General features: G+C 60.0%; 13 protein-coding genes and 1 pseudogene. 4 read left to right on the forward strand and 10 right to left on the reverse strand.

Annotation, left to right across the window (positions count from 1 at the left end; all coding sequences use genetic code 11):
- Positions 1–17 precede the first annotated feature (17 nt).
- Together ACH6CV_RS10970 and ACH6CV_RS10975 are read right to left on the reverse strand one after the other, a co-directional pair.
- Entirely contained in the window at positions 18–1,349 is a 1,332-nt protein-coding gene (locus ACH6CV_RS10970) for a CoA-disulfide reductase (protein ID WP_456358238.1), read from the reverse strand.
- Positions 1,346–2,188: a class II aldolase/adducin family protein gene (locus ACH6CV_RS10975; RefSeq protein WP_456358239.1), complete on the reverse strand. Its 843-nt coding sequence runs from the start codon at positions 2,186–2,188 to the stop codon at positions 1,346–1,348. The genes ACH6CV_RS10970 and ACH6CV_RS10975 overlap by 4 nt, the downstream gene beginning before the upstream one ends.
- A 628-nt stretch (positions 2,189–2,816) precedes the next feature.
- Between ACH6CV_RS10975 and ACH6CV_RS10980 the strand changes: the two are divergent.
- From ACH6CV_RS10980 to ACH6CV_RS10990, 3 genes and pseudogenes are all read left to right on the forward strand, one after another.
- Positions 2,817–3,863: pseudogene (locus ACH6CV_RS10980) on the forward strand (substrate-binding domain-containing protein); the annotation flags it as partial.
- 97 nt (positions 3,864–3,960) lie between these two features.
- Entirely contained in the window at positions 3,961–5,484 is a 1,524-nt protein-coding gene (locus ACH6CV_RS10985; RefSeq protein WP_456358240.1) for a sugar ABC transporter ATP-binding protein, read from the forward strand.
- A 25-nt stretch (positions 5,485–5,509) separates the two neighbouring features.
- A complete protein-coding gene (locus tag ACH6CV_RS10990; protein WP_456358241.1) occupies positions 5,510–6,520 on the forward strand; it encodes an ABC transporter permease in 1,011 nt (336 codons plus the stop codon).
- A gap of 114 nt (positions 6,521–6,634) precedes the next feature.
- On the opposite strand, the gene ACH6CV_RS10995 is transcribed toward ACH6CV_RS10990, so the two are convergent.
- Positions 6,635–7,429 (reverse strand): ZIP family metal transporter, encoded by a 795-nt coding sequence (locus tag ACH6CV_RS10995; RefSeq protein WP_456358242.1) that lies wholly within the window; start codon positions 7,427–7,429, stop codon positions 6,635–6,637.
- Positions 7,430–7,566: 137 nt separating this feature from the next.
- Between ACH6CV_RS10995 and ACH6CV_RS11000 the strand changes: the two genes are divergently transcribed.
- Complete coding sequence (locus tag ACH6CV_RS11000; RefSeq protein WP_456358250.1) at positions 7,567–8,754, forward strand: MFS transporter; 1,188 nt, start codon at positions 7,567–7,569, stop codon at positions 8,752–8,754.
- A gap of 68 nt (positions 8,755–8,822) precedes the next feature.
- Here ACH6CV_RS11000 and ACH6CV_RS11005 read toward each other — a convergent pair whose 3' ends face one another.
- From ACH6CV_RS11005 to ACH6CV_RS11035, 7 genes are all read right to left on the reverse strand, one after another.
- Positions 8,823–9,227 carry an FMN-binding protein gene (locus ACH6CV_RS11005; RefSeq protein WP_456358243.1) on the reverse strand — a complete coding sequence of 135 codons (405 nt, stop codon included), beginning with the start codon at positions 9,225–9,227 and terminating at the stop codon, positions 8,823–8,825.
- 47 nt (positions 9,228–9,274) lie between these two features.
- On the reverse strand, positions 9,275–9,745 hold the full coding sequence (locus ACH6CV_RS11010) for a flavodoxin family protein (RefSeq protein WP_456358244.1): 471 nt from the start codon (positions 9,743–9,745) through the stop codon (positions 9,275–9,277).
- Positions 9,746–10,304: 559 nt separating this feature from the next.
- On the reverse strand, positions 10,305–10,553 hold the full coding sequence (locus ACH6CV_RS11015) for a spore coat protein (RefSeq protein ID WP_456358245.1): 249 nt from the start codon (positions 10,551–10,553) through the stop codon (positions 10,305–10,307).
- 14 nt (positions 10,554–10,567) lie between these two features.
- Positions 10,568–10,753: a hypothetical protein gene (locus tag ACH6CV_RS11020; protein ID WP_456358251.1), complete on the reverse strand. Its 186-nt coding sequence runs from the start codon at positions 10,751–10,753 to the stop codon at positions 10,568–10,570.
- Between the two features lie 472 nt (positions 10,754–11,225).
- Positions 11,226–11,654: a hypothetical protein gene (locus ACH6CV_RS11025; RefSeq protein WP_456358246.1), complete on the reverse strand. Its 429-nt coding sequence runs from the start codon at positions 11,652–11,654 to the stop codon at positions 11,226–11,228.
- A complete protein-coding gene (locus tag ACH6CV_RS11030) occupies positions 11,651–12,097 on the reverse strand; it encodes a LytTR family DNA-binding domain-containing protein (protein WP_456358247.1) in 447 nt (148 codons plus the stop codon). Before ACH6CV_RS11030 ends, ACH6CV_RS11025 begins: the two co-directional genes overlap by 4 nt.
- Before the next feature lie 282 nt (positions 12,098–12,379).
- Positions 12,380–13,684 carry an alpha/beta hydrolase family protein gene (locus ACH6CV_RS11035; RefSeq protein WP_456358248.1) on the reverse strand — a complete coding sequence of 435 codons (1,305 nt, stop codon included), beginning with the start codon at positions 13,682–13,684 and terminating at the stop codon, positions 12,380–12,382.
- Between the last annotated feature and the right edge of the window lie 428 nt (positions 13,685–14,112).

The raw sequence follows: 14,112 nt of genomic DNA on the forward strand, positions 1-14,112 counted from the left end.
GGGGGCACCCCCTTTCGTCATTTCGCGGCGTTGGCGGCAATATGCACCGCGTCCCATACGGTGGCGAACGGCGGCGCGTAGGCCAGATCCGTCATGCCCAGTTCCGCCGTGGTCATCCCGGCGTGGATGGCGGCGGCGAAGATGTCGCCCCTGAGCACCGCGCCCTTTGCGCCCGCGATGTTCGCGCCCAGCAGCTTCAGCGTGCCTTTCTCGTAGACCAGCTTGATTACGAGCTTCGTCGGCTCGGGGTAGTAGGCCGGGTGGTCGGACGCCGTCACCAGCCTGGTCGCGCAGTCGAGCCCCAGGCGTGCGGCCTCCCGCTCGCCAAGGCCGGTGCGCGCCATTTCCAAGCCGCACACCTTGATCGCCGCCGTGCCCAGCGCGCCTTCGAATTGCTCATGCCCGCCCGCCATGTTGGCCCCGGCGATGCGCCCGCACTTGTTGGCCACCGTGCCCAGCGGCAGGAAGTAGTATTCCCGCGCCACCCGATGCCAGCATACCGCGCAGTCGCCGGCCGCGAACACGTCCTTCAGGCTCGTGCGCTGCGCCCGGTCCACGATCAGCGCGCCGTTGCGCGCCATCTCGATGCCGGTGTCCTTCAGAAATCCGGTCGCGGGCGCGACGCCCACGGCCACCAGGATCACGTCGGCCCGGTATTCGCCCCGGTCGGTCTCGACCAGCCGATGATCGCCCGCCTCGCGGAACGCGGCGACCTTCTCCCGCAGCTTCAGGGCGACGCCCTGCTTTTCGAGCTCCTGCGCCGCCAGTTCCGAGAACTCCGGCTCGAACGGGGCCAGCAGCCGATCCGACGCCTCGATCAGCGTGACCTGCTTGCCCAGGGACAGCATCGCCTCGGCCATCTCCACGCCGATGTAGCCGCCGCCGACGATCGCCACCTCGTTCACGCCATTCAGGCGCGCGACCTGCTCGAACAGCAAGGCGTCCTCCATCGTCTTGACGTAGAATACCGCGGGCAAATCCGCGCCTTCTACCTGCGGCATCACGCTGTTCGCGCCCACGGCCACCATCAGCACGTCGTAATCGTCCCAAAAGGTCTCGCCGCCGTCGTGGTCACGGATCTCGACCCGCTTGGCCGCGGCGTCCACCTTGAGCGCCTCATGCCGAAGAAACGTGCGGATGCCCGCCTGCTCGAACTGTTCGCGCGTGCGGGCGATCAGCTTGACCGCGTCGGGGTTCTGGCCGCCGATGTAGTAGGGCAGGCCGCAAGCGCCATAAGATAAGAAGCTGCCGCGCTCGTAGACGTGCACGGTCGCGTCGGGCCGCTCGCGTTTGAGCTTCGACGCGGCGCTCATGCCGGCCGCCACGCCGCCCAACACCACGGCCTTCATGCGAGGTTCAGGCCGTTCAGCCGCGCGATCACCGCCTGGGTGATCGCCTTGACGTCCTCGTCGCTCGCGCCCCGGCCCGCGCAGCCGCAATTGTCATCGGCAATCGGCGAGTGTGCGGCCAGCACGTCCTCGGTGTTGGTGGCGCGCGCGGAGCAGGGCGGCACGCCGCCCGAGGTGATGCCCAGCTTTCTGCGGATCTCGATCAGTTCGTCCACCTGCTCGCAGCTGAGCACATTGGCCTTGCCGATGATGTTGCCGGTGTACATCAAAATCATCGCGTAGTGCTCGGTGGCCTCCAGCCGGTACCAGGCCTCCATCAGCGACGGCCCCCAGGCCACCACGCCGTGGTTGGCCAGCAGCAGCGCGTTGTAGTCACGCGCATAGGGGGCGACCGAGTCCGGGATGCCCTGGGAGCCCGGCGGCTCGTAGTGTACGCAGGGCACGGTGCCCAGATTGACCAGCGCTTCGGGGTAGATGGCCCGGTCCAGACTGATGCCCGCGATCGCGTAGGAGGTGCTGACGGGCGGGTGCGCGTGGCACACGCCCCAGGCGTCGGGGTTCTCCTGATAGATGCGCAGATGCATCTTGACCTCGCTCGAGGGCGCGAGCGCGCCCCGGGACATGACCGTGCCGTCCAGGCGCATCTTGACCAGCTCGTCCTCTTGCATGAAGCCCTTCGAGACGCCGGTGGGCGTGGCCCAGATCAGGTCTTGCGCCACCCGGCAGCTGATGTTGCCGTCGTTGGCGGCCACGAAGTTTTTTGCGTACATGCGTCGGCCGACCTCGACGATCAGCCGCCTGGCCTCAAGGTCGGTGGGGTATTTGCGATCGTTTGCCATGGTCAATCACCTGCCGCTTTCCCGTAATGACTAGTCAGTCCAGCGATTGTTTAGTTACGTTTAGAAGCTGCAACGCTTATCAGTATACGCTCACATTATAGTTTCACCCTCGGCTATTGTCAATAAGTTATTTCGTATATTGCAAAATTTTCGAACTAAACAGTGAACAGAAGTGCGCCCAGGCGGCGCTAAACGCCCGGATTCACTCGTTTTCGTGGACTAATCATAAACTGGTACAGTGACTAAAGAAACATTGATGTTTCACTTGCATTTAGCCATAAGAGGTGCTATACTGCACGTAACAAGGAGTCAACACCAACCGCGACCGGTAGCGCGTTTGTCAGGCGAGTGGCTTTTTCGTCTTCGCCAAGCCTGAAAACGCAGGCGTGGCGGCGCTGCGCCGACGCTTTCAGGCAACGCGGGGGCGGACCCCTTAGCGCCGGGCGGCGGTTCGGTACCGCACGGTGCGGCAGGGGAAAGGACACCGCATGGCGAATGCGATGGTGGTCGCGGTTGGTGCTATGTCGCGGACTCCGAGAAATCAAACATAGGAGGATGACCAATGAAAAAGATCATTTCCCTGGTGCTGGCTCTCCTGATGGTCCTCGCCCTCGCAACCTCGGCCCTCGCCGAACCCGCGAATCCCGTCGCCGGCAAGAAGGTCGCCTACATTATGCAGCTGACCTCCGCCACCATCTTCCAGATGTGGAAGGACTCCTGCGCGGACCTGTGCGGCAAGCTGGGCGTACAGTTCGACTTCTTCTTCTGCGACAACGACTTCAACAAGTGGCAGGACACCATCTCCAGCTGCGCGGCCGCCGGCTATGACGGGCTGCTGCTCAGCCACGGCAACAAGGACGGCTCCTACGTGTTCCTCAAGGGCATCACGGAGCAGTACCCGAACCTCAAGATCGTCTGCTTCGACACCCAGTTCTATGCCGACGGCGAAGCCAAGAAGCTGCCCGGCGTCACCCAGCTGTTCCAGCAGGACAAGAGCCTCGTGACGGTTTTGCTTGACAAGTTCATCGCCGACTTCGGCGAGGGCGTCCGCCTGGTCAAGGTCTGGCGCGGCCCGAACTACAACAGCCCGTTCGATCGCCGCCAGGTCGGCTGGGAAGAGTATGAAGCCGCCGGCAAGATCGTGACCGTCGGCGAAGTGCAGCCGCTGCAGGACACCGTGGACTCCGCCAACAACGTGACCGCCGCCTACCTGCAGGGCCTCGACCCGGCCAGCGTGGATGGCGTGGTCGCCTACTACGACTGCTACGGCCAGGGCGTGTACAACGCGATCATCGAGAATGACAATTTCAACGGCAAGTCCGGCAAGGCGCTGCCGATGGTCTCCGTGGACATCGACCCCGTGGACGTGACCAACATGATTACCCGCCCCGACATCTGGACGGCCGCCGGCACCACCGACTGGACGCTGAACGGCGAAATCGCGATGCGCCTGCTCATGCTCGAGCTGGCCGGCGAGTACGACAAGATCCTCGACCCCGCCACCGGCAAGACCGGCGTGGATTGGGTTGAAGTGCCCGGCTCCGCGATCCTGGCCTCCAGCCTCAAGCCCGAATCCACCGTGGACAACCTCGGCGAAGGCGTGGCGCCCGACACCTACGGCAACCTGTCCTACCTGTCCGTCGCCGATTGGATGCCGGCCAATCTGATCCACTAATCGTTAAGCACGGCTGACCCATTGAGCAATGTTTCTTGACAAAGAGGCGTCGGAGTCTTGCTCCGGCGCTTCTTTGTCAGAACTTGGAGGGAAGTCCATGGAAAAGCTCACGCTTGGGACGCGCAATGTCTCTATCGAGTTTCCCGGCGTCAAGGCGTTGACGAACGTCAATTTCGAGGTTTCAACCGGCGAGATCCGCGCGGTCGTCGGCGCAAACGGGGCCGGGAAATCCACATTGATGAAGATATTCTCGGGGGCTAACCCCGATTATACCGGCGAGGTGTACTTAAACGGCCGTGTGATCGACCTCAGAAGTACGCTGGCCGCCAAGAAGCACGGCATCCAGATCGTCTACCAGGAGGTGGACACCGCGCTGATCCCCACGCTGTCCGTGGCGGAGAACGTCATGCTGGGCAACATGCTCATGGACAAGCGCGACCCGCTGGTCCACTGGGGCCGCATGCGCCGTCAGGCCAAGGCGATCCTTCAGCGCCTGAACATCGACGTCGGCGTGCGCAAGCTCGTACAGAACCTATCGCTGGCGCAGAAGCAGATGGTGCTGATCGCCAAGGCCATCGCTTCCGAGTGCAGCTTCCTGATCCTCGACGAGCCGACCGCCCCCTTGAGCGACACCGAGACGTCAGAGCTGTTCCGGCTGGTCAGGCACTTGCGGCAGACGGAGAATATCGCGATCATCTTCATCTCCCACCGCCTGAACGAGGTGCTGCAGATTTGCGAAAAGTACACCGTGATGCGCAACGGCGAGATCGTGGACACCGCCCCGGTTACTGCGGCCACCACCACCCGCGAAATCGTGGAGAAGATGCTGGGCCGCACTTTTGAGGAAGTCTTCAAGGCGAATGCGGAGAAGGCGGCGATCGGGGATACGGTGTTCGAGGTTACCCACCTCTCCGGCGCGGACGGCAAGGTCAACGACGTATCCTTTTACGTCAAAAAGGGCGAGATCGTCGGCATCGCCGGCCTCGTGGGCGCGGGCAAGTCCGAGCTGTGCAAGACGATCTTCGGCGCTTACAGGAAGACGGGCGGAACCGTTCGCCTGAACGGGCGGGACCTCAAGATCGACATCCCCACCCACGCCGTGAAGCACCGGATCGCGCTGGTGCCCGAGGAGCGGCGCAAGGAGGGCGTGCTGGTCAATGAGACCGTGTCGTTCAATCTGTCGGCGTCGTCGCTCGGCAAGTTCTGTACGCTGTCGTTCATCAACAAGCGCAAGACCGACCAAAACGCCCGTCGGTACGTCGAAGAGCTGGGCATCGCCACGCCGACGATCCACCAGCTGGTCAAGAACCTGTCCGGCGGCAACCAGCAGAAGGTGGTCGTCGGCAAGTGGCTGGCCGCGGATTGCGACGTGTACATCTTCGACGAGCCCACCAAGGGCGTCGATGTGGGCGCGAAGCAGGACATCTTCCGTCTGATTCATGAGATCACCCGGCAGGGCAACAGCGTGATCTACGCCTCCTGCGAAAACGCCGAGCTGTTGTCCATCACCGACCGCATCTACGTGTTGTACGACGGCAGCGTGATGGCGCAGCTCGACACCGCCGAGACCAACGAGGACGAGATCATGCATTACGCCGTCGGCAGCCGGTCCGATTATTAGTTCAACGCAGGGAGGAGAACCATCCATGCAAGCCACGCTGAAACCCAATCCCCTGAATCAGGGAAAAAGCAAGAGCGTTCTGCGCTTCCTCGTGGACTGGGCGGCCGTCATCACGCTGGGGTTGTGCTTTGTGATCTTTACCGCGCTCAAGGGCTCGAGCTTCATGTCGGAAGCCAACATGATAAACATCCTGCGCGCCATGTCCATCACCACGGTGTTCGGCATCGCGGCCACCGTGACGATGGCGCCCGACGGCTTCGACATGTCCGCCTGCACGCTGGCCAGCTGCTCCGCCTACGTGTTCGTCAGCTGCTATCTGTGGTACGGGCTGGACCTGTGGCTGTGCGTCGTAATGACCCTGATTGCCACCTGGATCATGTACCAGCTGACGATGTTCCTGATCCTGGTGTGCAAGATCCCCGACATGCTGGCCACCTGCGCGCTGATGTTCGTGCACCAGGGCCTCGGCCAGTGGTACATCGGCGGCGGCGCGGTCTCCACCGGCATGCGCCTGCCCAACGGCTCGGCCCCGGTGCGCACGGCGCTGTCGGATTCCTTCTCCGCCATCGGCCGCGCGCCGTGGATCATCATCATCATGCTGGCCTGCGTGCTGGTCGCCCACGTCTTTCTGGAGTACACCAAGCACGGTCGGTTCATCTACGCGATGGGCGGCAACAAGCAGGCGGCGAAGCTCTCCGGCATCAACGTCAAGGGCTACCGCTACCTGGCCGGCATGATTACCGCGGTGTTCATCGCCATCGGCGGGATTTTGGTTTCCTCCCGCGGCAGCTCCGCACAGGTCATGTGCTGCGACGTTTATCTGATGCAGGCGCTGGCGGCGGTGTTCGTCGGCCGCTCGGTAGGCGGCGCGGAAAAGCCCAACGCGCTGGGCACGCTGGTGGGCGCGATGCTGGTGTCCACGCTCGAAAACGGGCTGACGATCCTCGCCGTCCCGTTCTACGTGTTGCCCGCCGTCAAGGGCGCGGTGCTGGCGCTTGCGCTGATCGCCGCCTACGCGGGCAAGAAGGAGCAGTAACGCGCGCTTCAAAACACAAAGGCTGTAGCGCCAGGAATAGCCGCTACAGCCTTTGCTTACCTTCAAGGAGCGAGGCTCATCCACGTAAGAGCCCCAGGGGGGAGGGACTGGGCGTCAGCCCAGCGCGACGTCCAGAATCATCATAATCAGGAATCCGGCCATCACGCCCATGGTGCCGACGTTGGAGTGCTCGCCCAAGTGCGCCTCGGGGATCAGTTCCTCCACCACCACGTACATCATCGCGCCGGCCGCGAACGAAAGAAGCCACGGCATGTAGGGCGCGATCAACGATGCCAGCAGCACCGTGGCCAGGCCGAAGATTGGCTCGACAAGGCCCGACATGCTGCCCAGGAGAAACGCGCGATTGAGGCTTGCGCCCTCCTGGCGCAGCGGCAGCGACACCGCCGCGCCCTCCGGGAAGTTCTGGATGCCGATGCCCAGCGCCAGCGCCATCGCCGCGGCATACATCGCCGGGTCGCCGCCGTGCTGCGCCGCCAGGGCGAACGACAGGCCCACCGCCATGCCCTCGGGGATGTTGTGCAGCGTGATCGCCATGACGAGCAGCGTCGTCCGCTTCATCTTCGAGGACGGGCCCTCCGCCTCGCCCGTATCCAGATGCAGGTGCGGAATCAGCATGTCCAGTCCGTATAGAAACGCGATGCCGAGGATGAAGCCGCCCGCCGCCGGGATCCAGCTGATGCCGCCGGCGGCCTCGACCTCGTCGATCGCCGGAATGAGCAGGCTCCACACCGAGGCCGCGATCATCACGCCCGCCGCGAAGCCCAGGAAGATCTTCTGAACGCCGCCGGTCATCTCCTTGCGGAATATGAACACCATCGCCGCGCCCAACGCCGTCATCAAAAAGGTAAAACCGGTGCCCGCCGCGGCCCACAACAGCGCCTCTGCCATCGTCCCACCTCCGTCATTTGTACACTACTCTATATACCCAGCCAAGCGTAGCAAAAACCGCAATCATTGTCAAACACATTTTGCCGCCGGCATGCTATAATGAGCGCAAGCATGATGAAGACGCGAGGGAACGAATGATGACAGACTTCCATAGAAAGACCGTCGCCTTCCTGATCAGTCAGGGGATCACACTGTTCGGCTCGTCGCTGGTGCAGTTTGCCATCGTCTGGTATGTGACGCTCAACACATCCTCGGGCGCGTGGGTGTCCGCGCTGAGCATCTGCTCGTTTGTGCCGCAATTCCTGATCTCGTTCGTCGCGGGGGCCTGGGCCGATCGGTATCCGCGAAAGACGCTGATTATCCTCGCCGACGCCGCCATCGCCGCCGCGACGCTGGCCCTGGCGCTGCTGTTCCCCGTGCTCGGCGAGACCTCCGCACTGCGGATCGCGCTGCTCGTCGCCTCCGCGCTGCGCTCGCTGGGCGCGGGCATCCAGACGCCCGCCGTGAACGCGATGATCCCGCAGTTGGTGCCGGAGGGCAGCCTGATGCGCTTTAACGGCATCAACGCGGCGCTGCAGTCGGCCGTGCAGTTTGCGGCCCCAGCCGCTGCCGGGGCGATCCTGAGCTTCGGCAGCCTGCGTAACACCCTGTTTATCGACATCGCCACCGCGCTCGTTGGCATCGGCCTGCTCGCCTGCATCGCGATTCCGAAGCAGGCGGCAACCGAGGCGGGCCCCCCCGTCCGCGTGCAGATCGCGCTGGGCATGCGGTACGCCGCCCGGCATCGCATGATCGGCAAGCTGCTGCTCGGCTACGGGCTGTTCATCTTCCTGACGGTGCCCGCCGGATTCCTGGCGACGCTGTTCGTCAGCCGCACCTACGCGGACAGCTACGCCTACATGAGCGTCGTGGAGATCGTCGGTTTCCTCGGTATGGCCGTCGGCGGGCTGCTCGTGGGCACATGGGGCGGCTTCGCCAACCGGGCAAGGACGCTGGTCATCGGCATGGCGGCGTTCGGCGCGCTGGCGATCGGCATGGGCGCGATCCGCAGCTTCCCGATCTACCTGATCCTGATGTCCGCCTACGGCATCGCGCTCACCGCGGTGCAGACCGCCACGACCACGATCATCCAGGAGCAGACCGAACCCGCCATGCAGGGCCGGGTCTTCGGCTTCCTGGGGGCCATGTACAGCGGCTTCCTCCCCGTGGGCATGGCCGTATTCGGCCCGCTGTCCGACGCGCTGCCCATGCGGGCGTTGATGATCCTGTCCGGCATCCTGCTTTTGCTGCTGTCGGCCGCGATCCGCCTTGGCCGGGAGACCTGAGCCCGTCCTCAACCACTCTGAGATGGATTTTGGCGTAGACATAGGACAAACACCGCAATGTGACCGCTCTATTGACCGGCGGCAAGCAGGGCGTTTTCGATGGCCTTCAATATGACCATGCTGCTGTATGTGGCCCCGGACACGGAATCCACCCGCAGGGATTGCGCTTCAACCACCTTGCCCGGAATCACCTCCGCCGGGGCGCCTTGCCCATGCGTATGCTTTACAAGTTCAATTCCGGTAATCATGTGATCCTTTACCGTGACGTTGACCTCGGCGGAAACGGGAAAGACGGAATAGCTCCCGAAATAGGTTCCACCCTTCAAAGCGGCCAAATCGGTTTGCGCGATTGCCACGCTTTTTAGCGCCGCAAGGTTTGCCTCGACGTGCGCCAATATCCCTTTTACGGTGAAAAATCCGCCTGCAACAACCAAAAGGATAATCGAAAGGACAATCTTCCGCTTTTTTTTCATGATCGAAGCTCCTTATTACAGCGTGAGACTCACCGGCATACAAACTGTCAATTGAACACGCAAAGCTTCCCGGCCATCGCTTCGATCTGCTTTTCGCGCGCTTTCGCCCTCGACCAGTTGACGATGCCCGTTCCATAAAGGGAGGCACCCTTGTTCTTGCAGATATCGCACATCTGCCTGAGCGCGCGTTGTCCTCCCATCCAGGCGAAGGGGAAGAACTGTGTGACAAAGCAAGCGGTTTTTTTACCGCCGAGAGATTGGATGCCAGCCAAGTATGCCTGCATGACCGGAGAGAGCGAAAAGCCGCGCACCGGAGCACCGAAAAGCAAGACATCGTATAGGCCGACATCGGGTATTTCATTGAGCTTGATTTTCTGCACATCGGCCTCTTCGTCGTTGAGAGCGGATACTCTTTCGATTGAAACGGCGTGTCCTGCGGATGAGAGCGCCTGCTTTAGATTCTGCGCTACGGAGAGCGTGTTGCCGGTATGCGAGTGGACGATAATCCCAACGTTCATCCTTGCACCTCCAGATTGCTTACAGCAAATAGTCGATGATTTTATCCAAGTCCCGATGGAGATTCGCTTTCACCCAGGTCGCCATTGTCGGAGAAGCTCAGCATGAGCATGCCGTGTACTGCGCAAACGGACGGGTTTGGCTACTGTTTCGATATCCTTTTCCCCCAGCCGACCGCTCATTACGAAACGCTTGAACGTTTCATTCCACTTTTGGAATGTGTAAAGTAGAAGAATCTGGAAATCCGGGGGTTCTTCAAATAATACCCAATGTATGCTTTGAATGCCCCTTTCAATTCCTCCGGGCTTTGTAACGGAGGGCACACTTCTTGCCGCATGACTTCAAAAAGGTGGACGATGTTAATATATGTTACTTGCCGCGGTGTGTCAATAAGGGAAACTGACCCTGCTGCGAATTTAACCTTCCCGGACTGCCGCGAACGGCCTCTCCGGCATCTCGCCATAAGGCGCCCGAATCAATCGGCGCTTGCCTACGCCAAAAATCAATCCGGCTGGCAGTCTTTTTGCGGAAAGATTGCCAGCCGGATTTCTTCCTGGCCTGTTAGCTTTGGAACTGCATTTTCGTTTGCTGGATCTCGTCGTCCTTTGCCATGACGGCAGGCTTGTAATAGTCTTTTGTCTGGGCCAACTTAAAAAGCTCATACTGGGAAGTCTCACAGTTGTCCCTTATCTGTTGAATCGTGCTGCGGAGCGTAGGGTTGGCACATTCGGATATCGTGTTGGCGTAAACGGTAAGGCTGCTTTTCACCGAGGCGAGCGCATCATTGACCATTGCTTTTTCCGAAAACATGATTCTATCCTCCTTTACTGCAAGAACGACAGAAGCTTTTGCTTCGTGTTCTGGGCGTCCTGAGCGGATTTCTGGAAGTAGGCCCTAACCTGGGGATCCGTGGAGTGTTCGGCATAGGACTGCATCTTTAGACAGGCTGTTTCGTGCGCCCCGATCAGGTGTCGGAGGTTTTGCAGCTCTATCTGGTTCAATTGAGACATGGCTGATCTCCTTTCCATGATTTTGAATTCCGAAAAATAGTATTGCTCTTTCGCCAATTGCTCATTCACGGAAATCGGGAGTGGTACAAATTGGAGGGAACAATCCGATCTGCTCGGCGCCGACGCTGCAATCGGCCTGGATTGTTGACGGGAGGTTATCTCGATCCGCCCGCCGAATGGCCAAGATCTTTGGCGCTTTTCTTTGTCGGGAGCCTTGCCTTCCACCCGTGAATGAGTAAGATAACAGCGCTTCAAGGCACACCTGCAACAACGAACGCAGGAGCGAGCCATGGGGATGGGCGAGCGGATCAATCGACACAAAAACGCCCGAGGAATTCCCGCGGGCGCGGACACGGAAAACGCGGCAGCCCATGCCCCGGGGAACGGAGCCGGGCGACGGCGATGACCGGGGAGGTCGGGGAAGCGGAGCCGGAGAGCGTCGAAGCGACAACGGCTCCCGGGAGAGAAAGGCCTATTTTCTTCCCTGCAGCGCCTTAAGCGTTTTGTTGATTTCGACGGCTTCCCTATTATCCAGATACCAGCTTATCCCATTGACGGCAAGATAAACGATAAAAACGGCGAGCGCAAAACAGACCGTATCGCCGAAACCATGCACAATCTCGGCCCAGTGTCCGAACGCGGTAAGCGTCGCTTCCAATAGCGCAAGGTGAAAAAGCTTGCGAATCAGCGTTTGGCGAAACGTCAGTTCCTTGCGCGAGTATGTGGCGATGGAGGGCGCAAGGCTCACCAGGCCCCAAAGGAGGGGCGAGAAATATGCCTCATAGCCGAACTTCGCCGCCGGATCGAGGCGCAGCCCCAGGACGGCGATAGCGGCCGTCACGCAGGTGGTGATGACAAAGTACTCCATCAGGCATCTTTTCAAGAAGGCTTTCAGTCTCATGCTTCTCCACCCAGCAATCTTTTTTTCAATTCCGGCACGTACTGCCGCGAGATGATGACTTCCTCCCCGTTGGACATGGTCGCGGAGAACCTGCCGTTCAGGATGGGGCGCACGTGATCCACCTTCATCAGGTTGATGACGAAGGACTTTGAACACCGGAAAAACTTCCTGTCCTCGTGCGCCGCTTCAAATTCATACAGTTTGCACTTGAGCTCGTAGGTCTTTTCTGCGTTATAGGCAAACACCTTGTTATCGACCGCCTCCACATATAAGATGTCCTGCAGGGCGATCCGGCTCACGCGTTCCTCGATATATCCGGGCAGTGTCGCCCCGGTGGATTTCGCAAACCGGACGATGCTTTTGACCTCTTCGTTTACTTCGTAGCAATGGACAATGACCTGTTCGTCCATATCTGCGCCGATCTTCCTGATTGCAACTTTCAAAACGCCACCTTCTAAACTTGCCGCGACCGATTGACGCTCAGATTCCGTGTAGGGGAGAAGCGTATCAATGGCGGCGGATGTGCTGGGGAGCATCCATTGCACCATTATAGCTTATACGGGTCGCGCCATCCAGCGCAATAACCGTCACAGATGTAATTTTTCGGCCGTGACAGCAACCTGCGGGCATCTATAAAGGGGGTATGGAGCGGCGCGTTTTGATACCCCCTCCCAAGCCCCTCATTACGCCCCGATCCTGCCTCCAGCAGCCGGATGCCGCCGCCTTCAATACTCCGGTTGCAGATGCAGGCCCGCGCCGCCTTTCAGCGTATGGTTGAAAAACTCCAGCACGATTTGGTTCATCGTCTCAATGCAATACCGGCTGTCCACCTGGCCGGTGCCGAGCATGTGCGCCAGTGCCGGGGAAAAGAGCGGAAGGTCGGTAAAATTCAGATGCCCGGAACCATGAATCACCACATCATACGCCTGCGCCGCGTGTGCGCTGGCGGACAGGTTGTCATATGATAACCCCTGCTCATGCGCGTCGTCGTAATGGCTTTCGCTGTACAGATTCAAAAGGGGGACCGGATACGGATTCTCGTTTAAGACTGCGTTCCCATTCTCAAACGAGACTTCTTCGCCGAACATGGTGCCGTCGAGCACGGCCACAGCGCCCACACCCGGGCGTTCTCTGCCCAATTGCGCGGCCGTCGCGCCGCCAAGGGAATGCCCGAACAGCCCGATTTTGTCCGCGTCAATCTTGGACGAGACGTCCTGCGGTATCTTCCCGAGCCTGTCGTTCAAGATTTCATCCAGGACGAAATTCATATCGGCAGCGCGCAGCGCCAGCCATTCATGCGTTTTGCCGTAGGCCGCACTCCCGTCATACGCTCCGTTGGTGATGTTGACCGCGTCGTTCAGAAAATCCCAATTGACCGGCGTACCGCTCCCGTCCATATGCCGAGCATAAAAGGAATGATGGCTGTGGTCGATGCTGCAAACGACATACCCGTTGCTGGCCAGGTTTTTGAAAGTGGAGAGATTGCTGCCGCGAAAGCCGAACGCCCCATGGGAAAAGACGACCAATGGGAAAGCACCTGTGTTTCCCGCCACGGACGGATACCAGAACTGCACGGTCAGCCTTCGATTCTCGCCCGAATGAGAAAACGGATCGACGCGCGATTTGTCCACAAGCGTCACGCTTTGAGTATCCACACCAAGGGAGCCGGTGGGCACGACTTCCTTGAACTGCGGAAACAGGATGCCGGGCAGAATGCAAAACGAGGCAAGCAGGCATCCGCCTATACAAGAAAATACGACGCGGAGCCCTCGATATCGTTTTTCCTTTTTTGAGCGCCCTGCAAAATGCAGGACGCTGAAAACTGCCAGAACCGCCAGCAGCAAAAACAAACCCATCCAGCGGAATCCCCACCAATATATCCCCGTAACCGTCAGAAGAGAAAATGTGATGAACGCGGTGATCCGGGCAAAGTGCGCCGCCTTGGACTGCCAGTTTCCGGTTGTCATCCGAAAAACAAGAAAGGCGACCTGCGCGCCAAGCGCAACGAATAGAGTAATGATCCCAAGCATAAAAGATACGCCCTTTCGTCTGTCATCCAGAGCAGTATAGATCATTTATGCGCGTTGCTCAATGAATTCGCAGGCAAGTTGCGTTTATGGGATGTAAGTTGCGCAAAGGCTTGGATGAAGCCCGCGCAAGGGTAAGGGCAAGCGTTTTGCAGCGACGAGCGGGCGGAAAAGGGAGGAAGACAAAGTCAGCGCAAGCGAATAAAATGAAGTTGCGATACAACACTACCTGCGGGAGCGCAGACGACGCGTCAAAAGGATGATGGCGCGGAAATTCTTGGAATGGAAGAGATCGAGGGAGAAAAATAAGGGTCTGTCCGTCATTCTTGCACAGACCCATCCGGCTGTACGCACAAATGCCGGCGCATTTGCGCTTCCGGTCATCCCAGTTTGCGTCCATATTACACCACGCCCCCCATTGCGCGCAAGTC

This window comes from Anaerozeibacter quisquiliarum, assembly GCF_051162045.1.
GTDB lineage: Bacteria > Bacillota > Clostridia > Christensenellales > Aristaeellaceae > Anaerozeibacter > Anaerozeibacter quisquiliarum.